This window comes from Paenibacillus sp. P32E (assembly GCF_001909085.1).
Lineage (GTDB): Bacteria > Bacillota > Bacilli > Paenibacillales > Paenibacillaceae > Paenibacillus_AQ > Paenibacillus_AQ helianthi.
The window spans coordinates 96,119-111,791 of sequence record NZ_LVYY01000057.1 but is presented as its reverse complement, the minus strand read 5'-3'; the positions used below and the strand labels follow the sequence as shown (position 1 = coordinate 111,791).

Sequence of the window (15,673 nt, the reverse complement as noted above, 5' to 3'; positions counted from 1 at the left end):
GATTTTGCCGCCTTCCAAGTAGAATGTTGAACATTTTTGAAGTCACATTATCGAAAATGACAACTGTAAATTATTGGAGGCGTAATGATGAAGAAATGTGAGTATATAGTTAAAGAAATCAATCAACCATCCCGCAAGGCATTAAGAGAGTTTCATGAACATATTGCTGAACTCATTAGCCGAAACAACCAAGCTGAGGCCGAAATGGACATACCCCTCCCCAAATCAAACTATTCTACACATGACAAGTCCGAATCTTAACAAAATAAAAACAAGCCGGTGCGTATACCACTAACGCACCGGCTTGTTTTTATTTCAGGCTATTTTGGATGAATTCCCGTTCCGCCTTTTTCAAATACTTCAATGAATTCTCGAAAGAATAAAGATACAGAATCTTCTACTCACGGATGCTGATCCGATCTTGATTATATACCTCTTCCACCCGTAGCTTGAGTAAATCAGATATCCGCAAGCCTGAACTGATGCCAAGCACAAACAATAGAGAATCCCGGATATTCTTGCCCCGTAGATACTTTTTCAATGCATCAATCTGTTTCTTAATACGGATAGGTTTTACCCTGCCAACCTTCGTGGCCATTTATTCTCTACTGAATCAAAATGTGCATGCGAAATAGGAGTTAGCTTTTGAAAATTGTATCTTTTTGTATTATTCCCCATTTATCCAGCCCTCTTTCAATAATTCCGCTATGCATAACAACTCAATTCTTACACTACTGCCGAGTTTCATACAATAGCCTCGCAGGGTTGCTGCAGCCATAACCTTTGTGAATTCGTTATTATCAAAGACCCTTAGGTACTTTCACTTTAATGAATTTTTTATTCTTTCTCTTGATTTCTCAACCCAAAATGGCTCTTTTGGTAAATCATTGTTAATAATAAATTCCTCGATATTTTTTGATTCGTCAGTATGTATTCTCCATATCTTCTTTTTAAGGTTAGTTCTAATCCATAAATCATCATAATTTCTTAAATTGGGTTCAAAGCAGAAGTAGAAAGCTTTTTTGGAATAATTCGTACTTAATTTAAATGACTCATCAAGAGTAAGCAGAATATAAGGAATATAATCAATTGACAAATCCTTGTAAAACCATATTCTTTGTTTATTGGCTTTTTCGATTAAGTTTCTAAAAACAGTAAATTTAAGCCCTCCGTCGCATAATTGGTCACATTTTAAATAGATATAATAATAGTTAGCAACAAATTCTTCTTTAACTTTTTTTGCATTTTCTTCATCAACGGTTGTGGGATATAGATTATTATAACCAAGAGAATTTTGATTGATTGTAGGACAATTAGTGTGTGGCTGATTATGCCAAAAATGAGCAGTTTTCCCCTGCGTATGATCAGCACGTATCTTCAAAGTGTTACTGCATACCATACACTCCCCTAAATGGTCTGGTCCAAAATTAATCAACCAATCTTTAATTGCATATGTTTTTCTGTCTGCTGGGTTTATTGCTTTTTCCACTTTAATTCCTCCAAATAAAATAATTTACTACGTCCTATCGGATAACGTTACATTCAAGAACTTCGTAAAATCACCAATTTCATCTTAATATTCAAATATAATTCGAACGAATGCCCCAATGAACTATAGTCATATTATACTATATAATGAAAGAATATGGCGATTACCACCTTATTTTCAAACAAAAAAAAATGCCAAAACACCGGCAGAAGTTTCAATAAATAATTGATTCACACAAACATCTCACCAATGGCAAGTTCTTATGGATCAACAACTAGCTATACCCAATAGATAAGAAGACAGGCTTATTGTCGCGCTTGGCGATTTCAAAAGCCTCTTCCGACCAAGGGAACTAGTTCACCGGGTTATGTGCGTGTTGCAGCAAATACGGTGACTTTTCCTTGGCTAATCTATTGGGTACTTTTAGGTACTTTTGGAGTTGTCATGGGGCATCACCTCTTTTCGTGTTGGATTCTTTGAAAAATAAAGCTTAATGTATTTTACCCAAATGGCTGAGGGAAATAGCAAATAATTAAAAGTGATCTGCTTCTTCGGTATGGTTCGTCGCCATAATTATGGAGTCATTCTCTTGAAATCTCTGTATTTCGCAGTTTCTTTAAGTGAGATTTCCACCTCATCCAAACTAGCCTGCTCTCCAAGCTGCATCGTATTGGCTAGGACTCAATCGGTTTAAACTACTGTGAAAGCGTCGCTCGTTGTAAAATCCAATGTACTCTGTGACGATCTCACACGCTTCTTTAAAGGTTTCAAAGTACATTTTGCTGTACAGATCTCGTTCTAAAATGCTGTGGAAAGACTAAATATATGCTTTCATGTTCAGCATTTTGGGCGGTATTCGTTCATGAATAAGGTGCTCATCTTTGTCCATACACATCTCTGCAAAAGCATGACTGAGAAATTGCGGCCCATTATCCGAGAGGAGAATGGGCCTGGCTTCTCAGGCTGTACACGCTGCTTCAAGATCTGCTTAATGGTCCACAAATCTCCTTGGCACTGTAACTTGCACCCAAGTGGTATCCTACAACCCTAACTGGCTTAAGGGGCGTTAGCCCCGGGTCAGACGGGCTTAGCCAGTGCAGGGTTGTCTGCTGATTCCACTTCTCGAAATGCCTCTACAGACCAAGGGCCGAATGGCCCACAGCGTGAATACTGTATTATAAGAATAGCATACAAAATAATCTCTTATGATTTTCTATTTTTGACTTTATCCTCAAGTGTTTTTATTCGATTTTCTACAATCTTTAAGTTCTCCTTTGTATTATTAAGATCATTGTATTGAAGAATTTCTACATATATATGCCATAATCCGATATGAACATCGTAACCATCACTATCATTGATTAAAATTCCACTTTCAGTTATATGTTTGATAGAGGTTTGAAATTGGTCATTTGTTAGTTCCTGATCTAGATTTATAGTGATGTAATTCATTACTTCTTCTTTTTTAGGCTTGATACTTTTTATCTTGAACCTCATTACTGTAAGTAGAACTAAAGAATTAATATAGTAAACGTTCATGAATTACCCACCAATACAGTAGTTTTTAATTTTATTTCCTCGCCTTGATTTCTTATAACGTCGTGGTATTCACGAACCCGAGAGCCTTAAGTGACCGCAGGGAACGGGTCATCAACTTATGCTCGCAGGGTTGTCCGGCTGACTCTGCTTCTCCGAAGCTCCTCAGCCCGAACCAAGGGAGCTTAAGCTCCCGCAGCGTGAATGCAGTGATATGCGCCGTTACTGTCCTCGAAGCATCACCAAAAACCTTTGATCAAGATTCCAACTCTATTTTTTGCTTTGGTATAAAAACTCAACTTCACGATCTAGCAAATATCGATATTCAAATAATTGCATTGTTCTTTCCCTAATTCTCTCCCGTATAACCGTGCCTAGGCTTACCGATCCTTGTGATCCAAGGTAACCATTATTAATAAATGTCTTCTCTACAAATTTTGTTTCCCTTAAGTGATACTGTAACCATTCTTTCTGCGATTCAGTTAGTGCTTCTCTTGGTTCTCTATCCAACTTAGAAAGAAGCTTTTTATATATTTGATTCAACTCTTTATCCCAAATCTCTGTATATTTGCTTTCCAAAGCCCCCCATCCCAATGTTGTAATAATCTCTTTGGAATTTTGAAATTCATTAAATTCCACTTCATAATCATGATCAATAGGATTTCGAAGCATTTCATCATAAAATTCTCCAGTAAAATCATAGTTCCCAATGTTCATGGATAACACTTCATTGTTAGAAGGTTCTGACCGACCTTCAGTTATTTCTTTCGATTCTGTTCCATCACCTGTACTCACTACATCAGGAGGCATTTCAGTGTTCAATATTGATTTAGTTTCGCTGTTAAAGGTAGTCGATTGACTAGTATTTTGACAAGATGAAAACACTATCGTAATAAAAAATAATAAGAGTATCTTACCTTTCATAAATTATCTCCTTATATATTATCTATAATATTTACCGGTAATGGCACATAACGTAATATTCACGAACTTCGTCGATCTACAGAATACAATTAAATAAACGAACAAACCATAACTCTATTTGTCCTATATACTAAGTTCATATTATACTATGAAATGGAAAAATACGAATAATAAAACAAAAAACCTTTGCCAATTCCAATGGCGAAGGCATCTTAAAATTGATTCACACGAACATCTCAGAATGACAGGTACGTGTGAATCATCAACTAGCTACACTCAATAGATAAGAAGACAGGCTTGTTGTCGTGCTTCGCGACTTCAAATGCCTCCTCCGACCAAGGGAACCAGTACCGCATTATGTGCGTGTTGCAGCAGATAATGCGATTTTCCCTTGGCTAATCTATTGGGTACTTTTTGAGTTGTCATCGGGCATCACTTCTTTTCAGTGGGATTTGGGTAAAGTATTGCTTAGGGTTAGTTTACCCAAAATGGTGGGAGGAGGCGTAAAATTGAAAAAAGGCACCGCAAATTGGGACTATATAGTCAAATAGATTAGGTGCTACATCATTCTCTCTAGCTTCTTGAAGGTAGTCTACTTGATCGTTTTATACATCATCATACAATTTGTCTTCGACATGCCGAAGTAACTTCTGCATTTCCTTCCGGGCCTTATTCCTCAATTTGACCAAGTATTTTCTCTATCTTCACCTTGAATTTTCTAGCCCTTTCATTATCAGGATCTAAATCAAGGGCCTTTTTGGTCCACTCATAAGCAATATCATAATTTTTCAATTTTAAATTGCAATATACAATATCTGTTATAAATTCAATTTCATCAGTTTTAATAGCATATGCTGTTTTGAATACTACTAAAGCTTCTTTATAGTCTTTCAATAATATGAGGGTACGTCCTTTATTAGAAAGTGCATTAAAACTGGTTCTATCAAGTAAATATGCTTTATCAAAATGCATTAGAGCTAAGTTATAATCAGACAAGCTCCAATAGCAGATTCCCAAATTCAGATGGGTTTCAGATTGATTATCATCGATTGATAGTGCTTGCTTAAAATATGATATCGCTGTTTCATATTCTTCATCTTCTAAATAATATATCCCCATATAGAAGAGTGCATCTTCATTCTGATTATTTATTTGCATGGCTTTTGTAAAACATTTAAATGCTGCCTCCCTTTCCCCTAATTTTAGATACACTCTACCTAGATTGAACACTGGTCTTTCCCAAATTGGCTCTTTTTCAATTAAGTTTCTAAAAGTACTGACAGCAAAATCAAAATTCCCAAGATACAAATGACAACATCCGATGTAGTTTAGGCTATCAGAAGTTGGAGGTTGTATTCTCTCAAAATATGATAATGCAGTTTTATAATTCCCTTTAGAATATCCTTCTTCACCTATATCATAAAAATTATTGCTATTCATTTTCCATTTCACTCTTTTCTAAATTAAGGTATAGGAATGAGATTTCGAGGTGGAAATAACATCTCTATATGTGAGTATACAAAAAAGTCGGTTTCACCTACACTGCCGACTAAGAAATAGAAGATTGGTAGTAAAAACAGACTGTTCTTGAATCTGGTAAAATTTCAGCGTAGAGATAAATTCCACTCCAATCATCTGGAATAATCTCAACTAACTTATTACCAATAAGTTGATATAGTTCCTCAGTTTTGTTCACAGATGTTTTAACTTTCACAACACCTAAGATCTCTCTGTCTTCATAAATACCATAAACTTAACCTTTATAAACTCGCGATTCACTATGTAATACAGGCTTCAATTTGTTTCCGAAATTCTGTCGATGTTCGTTAATCCTTTTCTTATGTTGTAGCAGCATCATTCTACTAGCCTCCCAGTTCCCATTACCCTGAAGTTGTTGGTCAACTGGTAAGTGTTTCTATACCTCACATTTCGCATATCGGTTGATACCTGTTGCCCCATTTCACTTTTCTTTAGTTTAAATACTCCACCATGAATCATTTTTGCATCATGTCACAACAAAGTTTACTGAGGATTTTATTTTCTCCGATTCCAGCACCAGCATATATACCTGTTTTATTGGTAATTTTGGTTTTTATTGGCTTGGCTAAATCATAAGTATTATCAGCAAACAGATGCATTGAATCTGTAAATTGACAAAACATTTCATCAATACTGTATGACTCTACAAGATCCGTAAACGATTCAATTATCTCAACAATTTGCATTGATGCGTTGATGTACTCTTGCATATTACAATAATCAATTCAGGACACTTCTTTAGTGATTCCCATAGTCCTTCAGCGATCTTTACTCCTTTGGTTTTAGCCAGAGGACAGACAGCGAGAATTATCCTCGACCTTTTCGCTGGTTCTCCCGCAACCAATGGTGATTTATTTTTTATTCTGGATGTTTAGCCTTCTATACAGAAGCATAAAAACTTTGCATGTAAATTTACATAACTATTCTTTGCTTCTTAGTCCTACCAAAAACTCTTATTAAAACATTGGTTTGTATATCTGTATTTATATTATGTACCGAATATACATTCTTTACGCAAGAGGTAATATATCAATATTTTTATTTCAACAAAAAACAAACGCCTGTCCATAAATATGGAGAGGAGTTTGTTTTTTGTGGTGAAAGTATTTTAAAAACTACTTAACAAAATCAATGTGTATCGTAGCATTACTCTTTGTTTTTTCCCAAGTCACTTTTGCACCCAAAGCTTCAGAAATAAATCTCAGATTTACATAAAAGATATTACTGGTTGGTTCAAGTGAAGGTGCTTGATTTAATACAACTTTCTCTCCATTTAACAAAGCATCATAAGAATTATTAGTTAACTCAATAACTTTGTTATCCTTCTTTGCTGTTACAGTTTTTGTGATATTGTTCCATTCTACTGACATTCCAAACTTTTCAAAAATGGGCCGCATAGGGACGAGAGTTGTTCCAAGACTAGTAACATTTGCATATATGTCTAACCTCTCATCATTGATGTAAATATCTGGTTTACTAGACGAAGCTAATACACCAGTCCCTCCCAGTGTCAATGCAATAATAGTTGTAAGCAAGAATACTTTGAAAATAGCTTTCATACACTTCCTCCTTTTATAGAAATGGATAACAGACACTAAAAGTGTCTATTATCCATTATTTAATTGTAAATGTCGCTATTTACAACAATTGTAATTACATTATTTCCGCTGACAGTGACGTTAGAATGATCGTTCAGTGGACCTGACAATGCACTGCTGGAAATGGGTGTTCCATCGACCTTTATATTTGAAAAAGTCGTTCTATTTTTCCCAGTATCATTTAGAGAGTAAACTGTTGATAATAGTTTCCATCTGCTTATAGCGCTAATATTCCAACTTGCATTTGACTCCATTATTGTAATATTTGGAGTGTCTTTCAGGATGTAGCCCCCAAGTGTTGGACAAATAGATGTACCATTAATTTTAATTCTTACCTTTCCATTATAATTATACCAAAAATACATTAAGGGAGCTGTACCAGGTTTATACCCATTTTTAGTTTGTACTTGATTGTAGTTTGGATCGAAAGTGGCGCTTTGATATTGATCCCAACCAGTATTTGTCTCACTTACATATGGACGATTTTTTTCTTGAGAATTATTACAGGTTTCCAACCATAAGACGTAGAACTTGGACCTAAATTATTATAAAGTTCCAAGCCCATGTCTGCTGCCCAAGAACCAATGCCGTCAGGAACTGAAGTGGTATATTCAAAGCCACCATAGTTAAAAGCAATGTGATTGGGTCTATCCAGACTTACTATACTATTGTCCACTAAAGGTAGTTGCATAAGTGCCATAAGATAGCTACCAGTAGTATTAACATTCATTCTGCCACCTACACCATCGCCTATAAAACCTGCTGTAGGCTTTACGTTAATACCGTTAGCTTCTTGCCTCATTCATCTTATTTGCATTTCCTTCTAGAAAACTCTCAACGTTAGTATCTGTCTTATCTACTATTAATAATTGAGGGTCAGCACTTGCTGACTCTTCATAAAAATAAGTATATTGTTCATCGAACGTAACATAATCATAAGTCGTTTGTGATCAGCACTTTTTGCAAATCCAACCTTATTCCCTCTTTCTTCTTCTACTGCATTTTTGGCAATTTGTAGTACAGCACCAAGTTGATTATCAGTAACCTTTTGAGTCTCTTGATGCACCACATTGATCTCCGTCAATTTCACATTTGATTCTGGAAATGATTCTTCTGCAAATGCAGAAACAGGAAAAACTGCAAAACTTGAAATAAGAAGACTGGTTTTTTTTTTTTTACTATAGTTCATAAAATTACCTCCTTTTGGTGAAAGGAACATCGGCTTGTTTTCCGCTTGAGATTTAGTAAAGACCTCGTCTCCCCATGGATACCAATCCACGGGGTTCTAAGCGTGTTGCAACATATAAGAAGGTGAAGGGATTAGAACGATTTTTCAACTAAGCTATTAATTACATTTTTAACAATACTAATAGGTGTTGAAGACCTCCCCGCTACCTCTTCCAATGTCATACCAGCCTCATAATGTCTCTTGATTACCACATTCATCGGTTCGCCTAATTCTATAATATATTTATCTGGGTCATATACTCTAACTACTCTTTGTCCCCAAGGTTGTTCAAATATGTCATAAATAAATTCAATCTGTTGATCTTTAAGTTTTTTGTAGATCTCATCAATGACATGTTGAATAGCCGACAGACAGGAAGATCGGCTTGTTTTCAGACTGTGCTTTGGCAAAAGCCTCTTCTCCACATGGATACCAGTCGACGGGATTGTGGGCATGCTGCAAAAGCTACGGGGATTTTCTATACTCACCATGTTTTAATCAATAAAATTCTCCACTGCGGTGCAAAGTAAATTTTCTTACATATTATAAGATAAAACCTTCGATGAAAGGAAATTTAGTATATGGAGTATTTCGACATGCTGTCCAAATTAGGTATTGGTAGTGCTCATCCTGGAGGATTTTCTGCAACCTTGAAGCAGTTTGAACATTATCCCCTACCCACTAGCTCCAGAATTCTTGAAATTGGTTGTGGCACAGGTAGAACATCTTGTTATTTAGCTGCTCAGGGTCATGATGTAGTAGGTATAGATATTCGCCCAGATATGATTGCAAAAGCAAAAAAGCGGGCTGAAAAAGAGAATGTAACCTTGAAATTCTTGGAGGGAGACGCACTTTCACTGCCTTTTCCTAACGAATCATTTGATGTGATTCTTGTCGAGTCTGTATCCATCTTCACCGATACAAGGAAGGCATTCTTGGAATACTACAGGGTTTTGCGGTCTGGAGGCCAACTTTTTGACAGAGAAATGACCCAACGAAAACCCATGTCTACTGAAATCAACCAAGAAATCACTAATTTTTACCACGTTGATAAGCTATGGGACATTAAGGAGTGGTTAGCTTTAGTACAAATCATAGGATTTAATCGTTCAAAGATAGAGGGTCCCTACCGGTTTCCTAAAACAAGTCTGGATTTGTTGGAGCAACCTGACGCTCATCAACAAATTGATGAAGGTTCCTTTCTTGACCCCTCCATTTGGGAAGTAATCCGTAAGTACAACAGTATAATGGACAGTTATGCAGAATATATCGGATTTATTCTTGTGATTGGAACCAAATAAGCTTGTTGTTCGCCATGCTACAAAAAAAGAACAAAAGCCTAGCAATATAGGCTCTTGTTCATGGCTTCATACGCTTCAGAGGCTTTGTTACTAAACAAAGAAACCAGCAGATAAAATAATTACCAACAAAATATAAAGAACCAAAATTGCAGTCGTAGAAGTAAATCCGTGACAAACTTCAGGATATCCCATTGATTTCCCCTCCTCATTCTTTTCTAACACAGGATATGCGCGGTCCGTTCTGAATGTATGGATTATAACCCAATTATCATGGAGGAATATATATGTCTGATTTGAACCGACAAAACTTAACCGTGAAATACATTCCGCCTGCCACTTCACTGCAACCTCTTTCTGCTGATCCGCAATATAAGCAAAAGGTTTACTTTGGGACTCCACACCAATATTCAAACCAAATATACCCAGACCGAGGGTATGGTAACTTGACTCTTTCCAGAAACATTACTTTGCTGGATATAAAGCAAGCCGATGTAAATGGGGACAGAACGCTAGATAACATATATTTATTCGGAAATAAACCAGAAGGAACTGGAGACTTTGCTGATCAAATCACACTTGCGATCCAAGATGGACATTCTAACATAACTACAACGGTAAATCTTCAATACAATGCTGGATATAATGCCAGACTTTTTCTGGGGGATTTCTCCAAAGATGGCGTAGCGGATATTTTAATAAGTATTGACTCTGGAGGAAGCGGCGGATATGGCATATTCTATGTGTATTCCTTTAAGGATAACCATCTACAAGAAATGTTTAATGTTGAAAAATACAATACTGAATATAAATTTAATGTAAATTATGAGGATTTTTACAAGGTAAGCATAGGGAATCCCCAATTAAACGTGCTATTCACTATAGACATTAGCTATAAGGGCGTAGAATATTTATCACAATACTACAACGAAGATGGCAAACTAAAACAACCCGTAAAAGGAGAGGTTCTTGCTTTAGGTGCGTTATATCCCATTGTTACAAACCCAAAAAGTAATAGTTATGATTTACTCGCGATTCAACGAATTATCGGCACTACTAATTCGGATACATTAGGGTATGTAGAAAATATTTTAACATGGGAAGGTACTCGATTTATTTCAACAAGATTGTTAGTAGCCATACTTGGTACTAATTTAATTGCCCTTTATTGATCAATTTTATGATGAGGTAGTTCTTCAGTAACTATAATTGATAACATGTAGCATCACCACTTTTCTGTGGGATTTGGGTAAAGTATTGCAAGTTACACAAAAAAGCGACCATGCACGGAGCATAGTCGCTTTTATGTTTTCGAGTATTGCTATTGTCTAGGGTCTGATTGGAGCAAGAGAATTTAGCAAAGTAAGCGAATGAAGCGGTGGCCTTTATTGTAACTCAAATCGCGTCTGCCTGTTAATACTAGCTTTTAAGAGCGTATGAATAATTACTGGTTTATAGCAAATACACCAACTTGCTCTCCGAACTGTCCCATCCACAGCTCTCCGTTGCCAATCATAACACCTTTCGAATTAATAAATACTTTATCGAGTTTTTGAGCTAATAACGCCTTCTTGACTTTAGCAGTCATGATTTTGTCATATTTTGCAATAAAATCTTTCTTGGTTTTGATTTCTATGGTTTTCCCCTTATTGTTCACTTTCAATGGGTACACCATCAAATGGGCGACCTCAGATTTTTTTCCTTCTTTAACGTGTTTCTGCAGCAAACTGAAGTTATGCTCAAATACGACTGGATTTTTGATGCCTGCTATTTCATATGGATTGTTAGTGATATTAACCGCAATAACTCCAAGTTTATTGTTTCGCACGCCCATCCACAATTCTCCATCTCCAACCATAACTCCTTGATAGTTCACAAACAGCTTATCGACTTTTTGAGCTAGAAGAATGTCACGTACAAGAGAAGTGAAGATACGATCGTATTTCTTAATAAATTCTTCTTTGTTATAAATAACATACGTTTTGTTGTCTTTGTTCAAATTCATGGGATAGGAGATTAGATCTGCCACTTCTGCAGGTTTGTTATCCTTAACCGCTTTTTGTAATTTGGCAAAATAAGCCGTAAATTCTGCAGGATCGTCTATTCCAGCAACCTCATAAGGATTTTTGCTATCTGAACTCATTACATATGCAGGTGTTGAAGTATTTGTACCTTGCACCGCCCAGGCTTGGCTTGAAAATGCTGTTATAACCATTGAGAAGCTCAAAATCATTGCGGCTTTTTTTATGCTACTATTGGTCATAATACTTTCCTCCAAATGAATACATTTATACTCCAAGTGTATAACTATGATGAGTACGACAAGTGTAAAAAATTTAATTATTCATGGAATTTTTGTCACCTGATTTGTTTGAATGTCCAGATAAACTATAAGCGTATCATTTCTTACTATGATGATATCATAATTTCCCAATACCGAGACTTCTTCAGTACCTGCATTCACTAAATACTGCTACTGCCTATTTCCCCGCCCCCATCACCTCCATAATCATCAACGCCCCCAGCCGAAACCCTTCCGTATATGCAGCAGCAGAATACATAGATGTTGTCTGCCCCAGCAAATCAATCAGCTTCTCAAGCTCATCATACTCATCGGGTGTGAGCTTTTTATGGTAGGCTTCTATACTATTTGATATTTTTTCATTCAGTAACTTGTATTCTGGATTTTCGGGATGAATGTGTTCGTCGGGACAAATATTTCCATAATAAAGCTTCTTCAAGAGACTACCCATGGTTTAAATCCCCTCCTATTTCATCATACTAAATACATCTTAGCGATTATATCGCTAAATATCAATAGCGACCTACTCGCTAAAGTAAGATAAGCATTGAGGTGGTAACTATGTATGAGAGGATTAGAAATCTCCGTGAAGATAAGGATCTGTCACAAATGCAGGTTGCGGAATATCTTGGTTGCAGTCAACGGATATATAGTAATTACGAACGTGGAGAGGTAAATATCCCGGTTGTTATTTTGATCAAACTTGCTGATTTGCATCAGACAAGCACTGACTATCTGTTGAACCGAACAAATCATAAACAGCCTTATCCCAATAGTTAGCGTAGGAAAAGCTAAAAAAGCTCATCAGTATCTTACTGAAAGAGCTTTTTTATTTTTTCGTTAACTATTATATACGTGTATATACGTGTGCAGATCTCTGATTGAATTCAGGTATGTATTTCCTCTTTCTTTTCAAGTCCAAAACTTTCAAATGTCCATATATTTACATTTATTGATACATATGTTATGTTTTCTATGAGAGCGCCATCATGAATCGGTAGATTGAACAGGTATTCATCATATTCCAACATCGAAAGGAAGATGACAATGAAAACTTGGCTCAAAAAGGTAAGTGTACTGATGCTGGCAATGAGTCTAATGCTTGGATGGGTAACAGCAGCCCCCGTTCATGCAGACACTAACACCAACCCCGCACTATTCACGATTGAAAGTGAGAACGCACAGCTTAGCTCCGACCTGCAAGTGGTGACGCAAATTTATGGACAGCCGAAGCCCGGATACTCTGGAAGCGGATTTGTCTGGATGCAGAATTCCGGTACATTAACCTTCACCGTAGCGGTCCCGGAAACTGGTATGTATTCGATCCGGACCCGATATATGCAGGAGCTCAGTCCAGACGGAAGGCTTCAATCTTTAAGTGTTAACGGCGTTACCAAAGGTTCGTATATGCTACCCTATACAACTACGTGGTCGAATTTCGATTTTGGCATTCAAAAGCTGAACCAAGGCAATAACACCATCCAAATAAAGGCCGGCTGGGGATTTGCTTATTTTGACACCTTTACGGTCGATGTTGCTGTTCTTGATCCTTTGGATGTGCTGCCTGTCCTTACCGACCCTAAGGCTACACCGGAAACGCAGGTTTTGATGAATTATTTAACAGAGGTCTACGGCAAACATATGATCTCCGGCCAGCAAGAGATTTATGGAGGTGGAAATGACGGCAACTCCGAGCTCGAGTTCGATTGGATCCATAATCTAACCGGAAAGTATCCGGCCATCCGCGGCTTCGATCTAATGAACTATAATCCGCTGTACGGCTGGGAGGACGGTACAACTGCCCGTATGATCGATTGGGTGAATAACCGGGGAGGGATTGCGACGAACAGCTGGCATATCACGGTGCCGCGTAATTTCACCAGCTATCAGCTAGGACAGCCCGTGGATTGGAAGGAAGCCACCTACAAGCCGACAGAAACCAATTTTAAAACAGCCAATGCGGTAGTTCCCGGTACCAAAGAATATCAATACGTAATGATGGCTATCCAGGATCTCGCGGAGCAGCTGCAGATTCTGCAGAATAACAAGGTGCCGGTTATCTTCCGTCCCTTTCACGAGGCAGAGGGCAACGGCGGGTTGAATGGCGAAGGCGCGTGGTTCTGGTGGGCTTCGGCAGGCGCGGACGTGTATAAACAGCTGTGGAATTTGCTCTACACCGAGCTTACGGAGACATACGGCTTGCACAACTTGATCTGGACCTACAACAGCTATGTGTATAGCACCTCTCCCGCATGGTATCCCGGCGACAATCAGGTGGATATGGTCGGTTATGATAAATACAATACGATCTACAACCGCTATGACGGTTTGTCCGGCGTGCCCAATGAGGATGCCATTACATCGATTTTCTATAAGCTTGTTGACTTGACCGGTGGCAAAAAAATGGTTGCGATGACAGAGAATGATACCGTACCGAGTGTGAAGAACCTGACCGAGGAAAAGTCAGGATGGCTCTATTTCCTACCGTGGTATGGTGAACATCTCATGAGTACTGCTTTTAATTATCCGGCTACTCTGAAAACACTGTATCAAAGTAATTATGTAATCACGCTGGATGAGCTGCCCGATCTTAAGGTGGATGATCCCACTCCAAGCGCGTCTATTACACCTGCAAACGTTGAATTTGACAAATATGCGCCGTCTCAGAGCGACAAAGCCATAACCGTGAATGCTAACGGCAATACATTAACCGCTCTCCGGGCAGGTGGAAGTGCATTGACCGTGAATCAGGATTATACCTTGAGCGGAAGTACACTGCTGTTAAAAAAAACCTTCCTGGGTGGGCTGCCGGTTGGCGAGCATTCGATCATCTTTGATTTTAACCAAGGTCAAGATCCTGTATTAAAAGTCAAAATTGTCGATTCCACACCGGGCGCTGCGATTTCGCCCGTGAATGCGGCATTTGATAAAGCGGCGAATCTAGCACAGGATATTTCCCTATCCCTTACCTTAAACGGACTCCAGCTTGCAAGTATAACGAATGGAAATTATACGCTTATACCAGGCCAGGATTATACGGCATCTAGCACTGCTGCCATTCTGCGCAAATCTTATCTTTCCACACTGCCGCTGGGCCAAAATACGATAACCTTTCATTTCAACGGAGGAAATAATGCCGTTCTTACTGTAAATGTAGTGGACAGCAGTGTTCCTGTTCCTTCGGGAGACTTGACGATCCAGAGCTATAACGGCAGCACGAGTGCTTCTACCAACGGAATTTCACCCAAATTCAAAGTAGTCAATACCGGCGATTCACCAATTCAGCTCGGTGATGTCAAGCTCCGGTATTACTATACCATTGACGGGGACAACGAACAGAGTTTTTGGTGCGACTGGTCCAGTATCGGGGGTGCGAATATAACCAGCAAATTCGTTAAACTGGCGACTCCGGTTGCCGGGGCCGATTATGTTCTGGAGATTGGCTTTACGAGTTCGGCAGGAACGCTTAATCCCGGCCAGAGCGCAGAGATTCAAGCACGGTTCTCCAAAACCAACTGGTCCAATTACAACCAGGCTAATGATTACTCGTTCGGTGCATCCAGCAGTCAGTTCGTAAACAATGAACAGGTTACCGGGTATATGAACGGTCAGCTGGTATGGGGGATTGAGCCGTAAGCAGGCAAGAAAAAAGGGTTGGATCGGGGTTTCACCCTGCTCCAGCCCTTTTTGTTATGTTAGACAAAAATGAGAATCAACTGATTTCTCATACATTTTTATGATGAAATCAAATTCAAAGGC

The 15,673-nt window shown here is 38.2% G+C and carries 19 protein-coding genes and 5 pseudogenes; 5 read left to right on the top strand and 19 right to left on the bottom strand.

From position 1 onward, the window contains the following. The first annotated feature begins 87 nt into the window (after positions 1-87). Positions 88-261: a hypothetical protein gene (locus A3848_RS32495; RefSeq protein WP_178382089.1), complete on the top strand. Its 174-nt coding sequence runs from the start codon at positions 88-90 to the stop codon at positions 259-261. 136 nt (positions 262-397) lie between these two features. Here A3848_RS32495 and A3848_RS26715 read toward each other — a convergent pair whose 3' ends face one another. From A3848_RS26715 to A3848_RS26640, 17 genes and pseudogenes are all read right to left on the bottom strand, one after another. Next, on the bottom strand, positions 398-541 hold the full coding sequence (locus tag A3848_RS26715) for a site-specific integrase (RefSeq protein ID WP_178382088.1): 144 nt from the start codon (positions 539-541) through the stop codon (positions 398-400). Positions 542-820: 279 nt separating this feature from the next. Further along, positions 821-1,489, bottom strand: coding sequence for a hypothetical protein (locus tag A3848_RS26710; protein WP_074087994.1), 669 nt, complete (start codon positions 1,487-1,489; stop codon positions 821-823). Positions 1,490-1,766: 277 nt separating this feature from the next. Continuing rightward, positions 1,767-1,874: pseudogene (locus tag A3848_RS26705) on the bottom strand (DUF255 domain-containing protein); the annotation flags it as partial. Between the two features lie 258 nt (positions 1,875-2,132). Continuing rightward, entirely contained in the window at positions 2,133-2,294 is a 162-nt protein-coding gene (locus A3848_RS33510) for an IS3 family transposase (RefSeq protein ID WP_371916104.1), read from the bottom strand. A 398-nt stretch (positions 2,295-2,692) separates the two neighbouring features. Beyond that, positions 2,693-3,028, bottom strand: coding sequence for a hypothetical protein (locus A3848_RS26695; RefSeq protein ID WP_074087993.1), 336 nt, complete (start codon positions 3,026-3,028; stop codon positions 2,693-2,695). A 267-nt stretch (positions 3,029-3,295) separates the two neighbouring features. Beyond that, entirely contained in the window at positions 3,296-3,949 is a 654-nt protein-coding gene (locus A3848_RS26690) for a lysozyme inhibitor LprI family protein (RefSeq protein ID WP_074087992.1), read from the bottom strand. 278 nt (positions 3,950-4,227) lie between these two features. Beyond that, positions 4,228-4,375: pseudogene (locus A3848_RS33350) on the bottom strand (DUF255 domain-containing protein); the annotation flags it as partial. A gap of 243 nt (positions 4,376-4,618) precedes the next feature. Then, positions 4,619-5,389 (bottom strand): tetratricopeptide repeat protein, encoded by a 771-nt coding sequence (locus A3848_RS26680; protein ID WP_074087990.1) that lies wholly within the window; start codon positions 5,387-5,389, stop codon positions 4,619-4,621. A gap of 109 nt (positions 5,390-5,498) precedes the next feature. Next, positions 5,499-5,645 (bottom strand): immunity protein YezG family protein, encoded by a 147-nt coding sequence (locus A3848_RS33505; protein ID WP_074088230.1) that lies wholly within the window; start codon positions 5,643-5,645, stop codon positions 5,499-5,501. A gap of 298 nt (positions 5,646-5,943) precedes the next feature. After that, positions 5,944-6,332 (bottom strand): annotated as a pseudogene (locus tag A3848_RS26670) (Y-family DNA polymerase). A gap of 271 nt (positions 6,333-6,603) precedes the next feature. Beyond that, positions 6,604-7,047, bottom strand: coding sequence for a copper amine oxidase N-terminal domain-containing protein (locus A3848_RS26660; protein WP_074087986.1), 444 nt, complete (start codon positions 7,045-7,047; stop codon positions 6,604-6,606). 59 nt (positions 7,048-7,106) lie between these two features. Next, positions 7,107-7,601 (bottom strand): YrpD family protein, encoded by a 495-nt coding sequence (locus A3848_RS26655; RefSeq protein ID WP_074087984.1) that lies wholly within the window; start codon positions 7,599-7,601, stop codon positions 7,107-7,109. Further along, positions 7,556-7,888, bottom strand: a complete 333-nt coding sequence (locus A3848_RS31950; protein WP_143192466.1) for a YrpD family protein — start codon at positions 7,886-7,888, stop codon at positions 7,556-7,558. Before A3848_RS31950 ends, A3848_RS26655 begins: the two co-directional genes overlap by 46 nt. Positions 7,889-7,948: 60 nt before the next feature. Beyond that, positions 7,949-8,275: a hypothetical protein gene (locus A3848_RS31945; protein WP_256702569.1), complete on the bottom strand. Its 327-nt coding sequence runs from the start codon at positions 8,273-8,275 to the stop codon at positions 7,949-7,951. Positions 8,276-8,293: 18 nt separating this feature from the next. Beyond that, positions 8,294-8,389 (bottom strand): annotated as a pseudogene (locus A3848_RS33500) (DUF255 domain-containing protein); the annotation flags it as partial. Between the two features lie 17 nt (positions 8,390-8,406). Then, positions 8,407-8,655, bottom strand: coding sequence for a hypothetical protein (locus A3848_RS33180; RefSeq protein WP_256702567.1), 249 nt, complete (start codon positions 8,653-8,655; stop codon positions 8,407-8,409). A 7-nt stretch (positions 8,656-8,662) separates the two neighbouring features. Further along, a pseudogene (locus A3848_RS26640) lies at positions 8,663-8,776 on the bottom strand (DUF255 domain-containing protein); the annotation flags it as partial. A 119-nt stretch (positions 8,777-8,895) separates the two neighbouring features. Between A3848_RS26640 and A3848_RS26635 the strand changes: the two are divergent. Together A3848_RS26635 and A3848_RS26630 are read left to right on the top strand one after the other, a co-directional pair. Then, positions 8,896-9,615, top strand: a complete 720-nt coding sequence (locus tag A3848_RS26635) for a class I SAM-dependent methyltransferase (RefSeq protein WP_074087981.1) — start codon at positions 8,896-8,898, stop codon at positions 9,613-9,615. Between the two features lie 284 nt (positions 9,616-9,899). Further along, entirely contained in the window at positions 9,900-10,784 is an 885-nt protein-coding gene (locus A3848_RS26630) for a VCBS repeat-containing protein (protein WP_256702562.1), read from the top strand. A gap of 272 nt (positions 10,785-11,056) precedes the next feature. On the opposite strand, the gene A3848_RS26625 is transcribed toward A3848_RS26630, so the two are convergent. Together A3848_RS26625 and A3848_RS26620 are read right to left on the bottom strand one after the other, a co-directional pair. Beyond that, positions 11,057-11,875 carry a hypothetical protein gene (locus A3848_RS26625; RefSeq protein ID WP_074087979.1) on the bottom strand — a complete coding sequence of 273 codons (819 nt, stop codon included), beginning with the start codon at positions 11,873-11,875 and terminating at the stop codon, positions 11,057-11,059. Between the two features lie 217 nt (positions 11,876-12,092). Further along, positions 12,093-12,353, bottom strand: a complete 261-nt coding sequence (locus A3848_RS26620) for a DUF6809 family protein (protein ID WP_256702561.1) — start codon at positions 12,351-12,353, stop codon at positions 12,093-12,095. Between the two features lie 122 nt (positions 12,354-12,475). Between A3848_RS26620 and A3848_RS26615 the strand changes: the two genes are divergently transcribed. Both A3848_RS26615 and A3848_RS26610 read left to right on the top strand, forming a co-directional pair. Continuing rightward, positions 12,476-12,694, top strand: a complete 219-nt coding sequence (locus tag A3848_RS26615) for a helix-turn-helix domain-containing protein (protein WP_074087976.1) — start codon at positions 12,476-12,478, stop codon at positions 12,692-12,694. Positions 12,695-12,961: 267 nt separating this feature from the next. Then, positions 12,962-15,550, top strand: coding sequence for a glycosyl hydrolase (locus A3848_RS26610; protein WP_074087975.1), 2,589 nt, complete (start codon positions 12,962-12,964; stop codon positions 15,548-15,550). Positions 15,551-15,673: the final 123 nt, after the last annotated feature.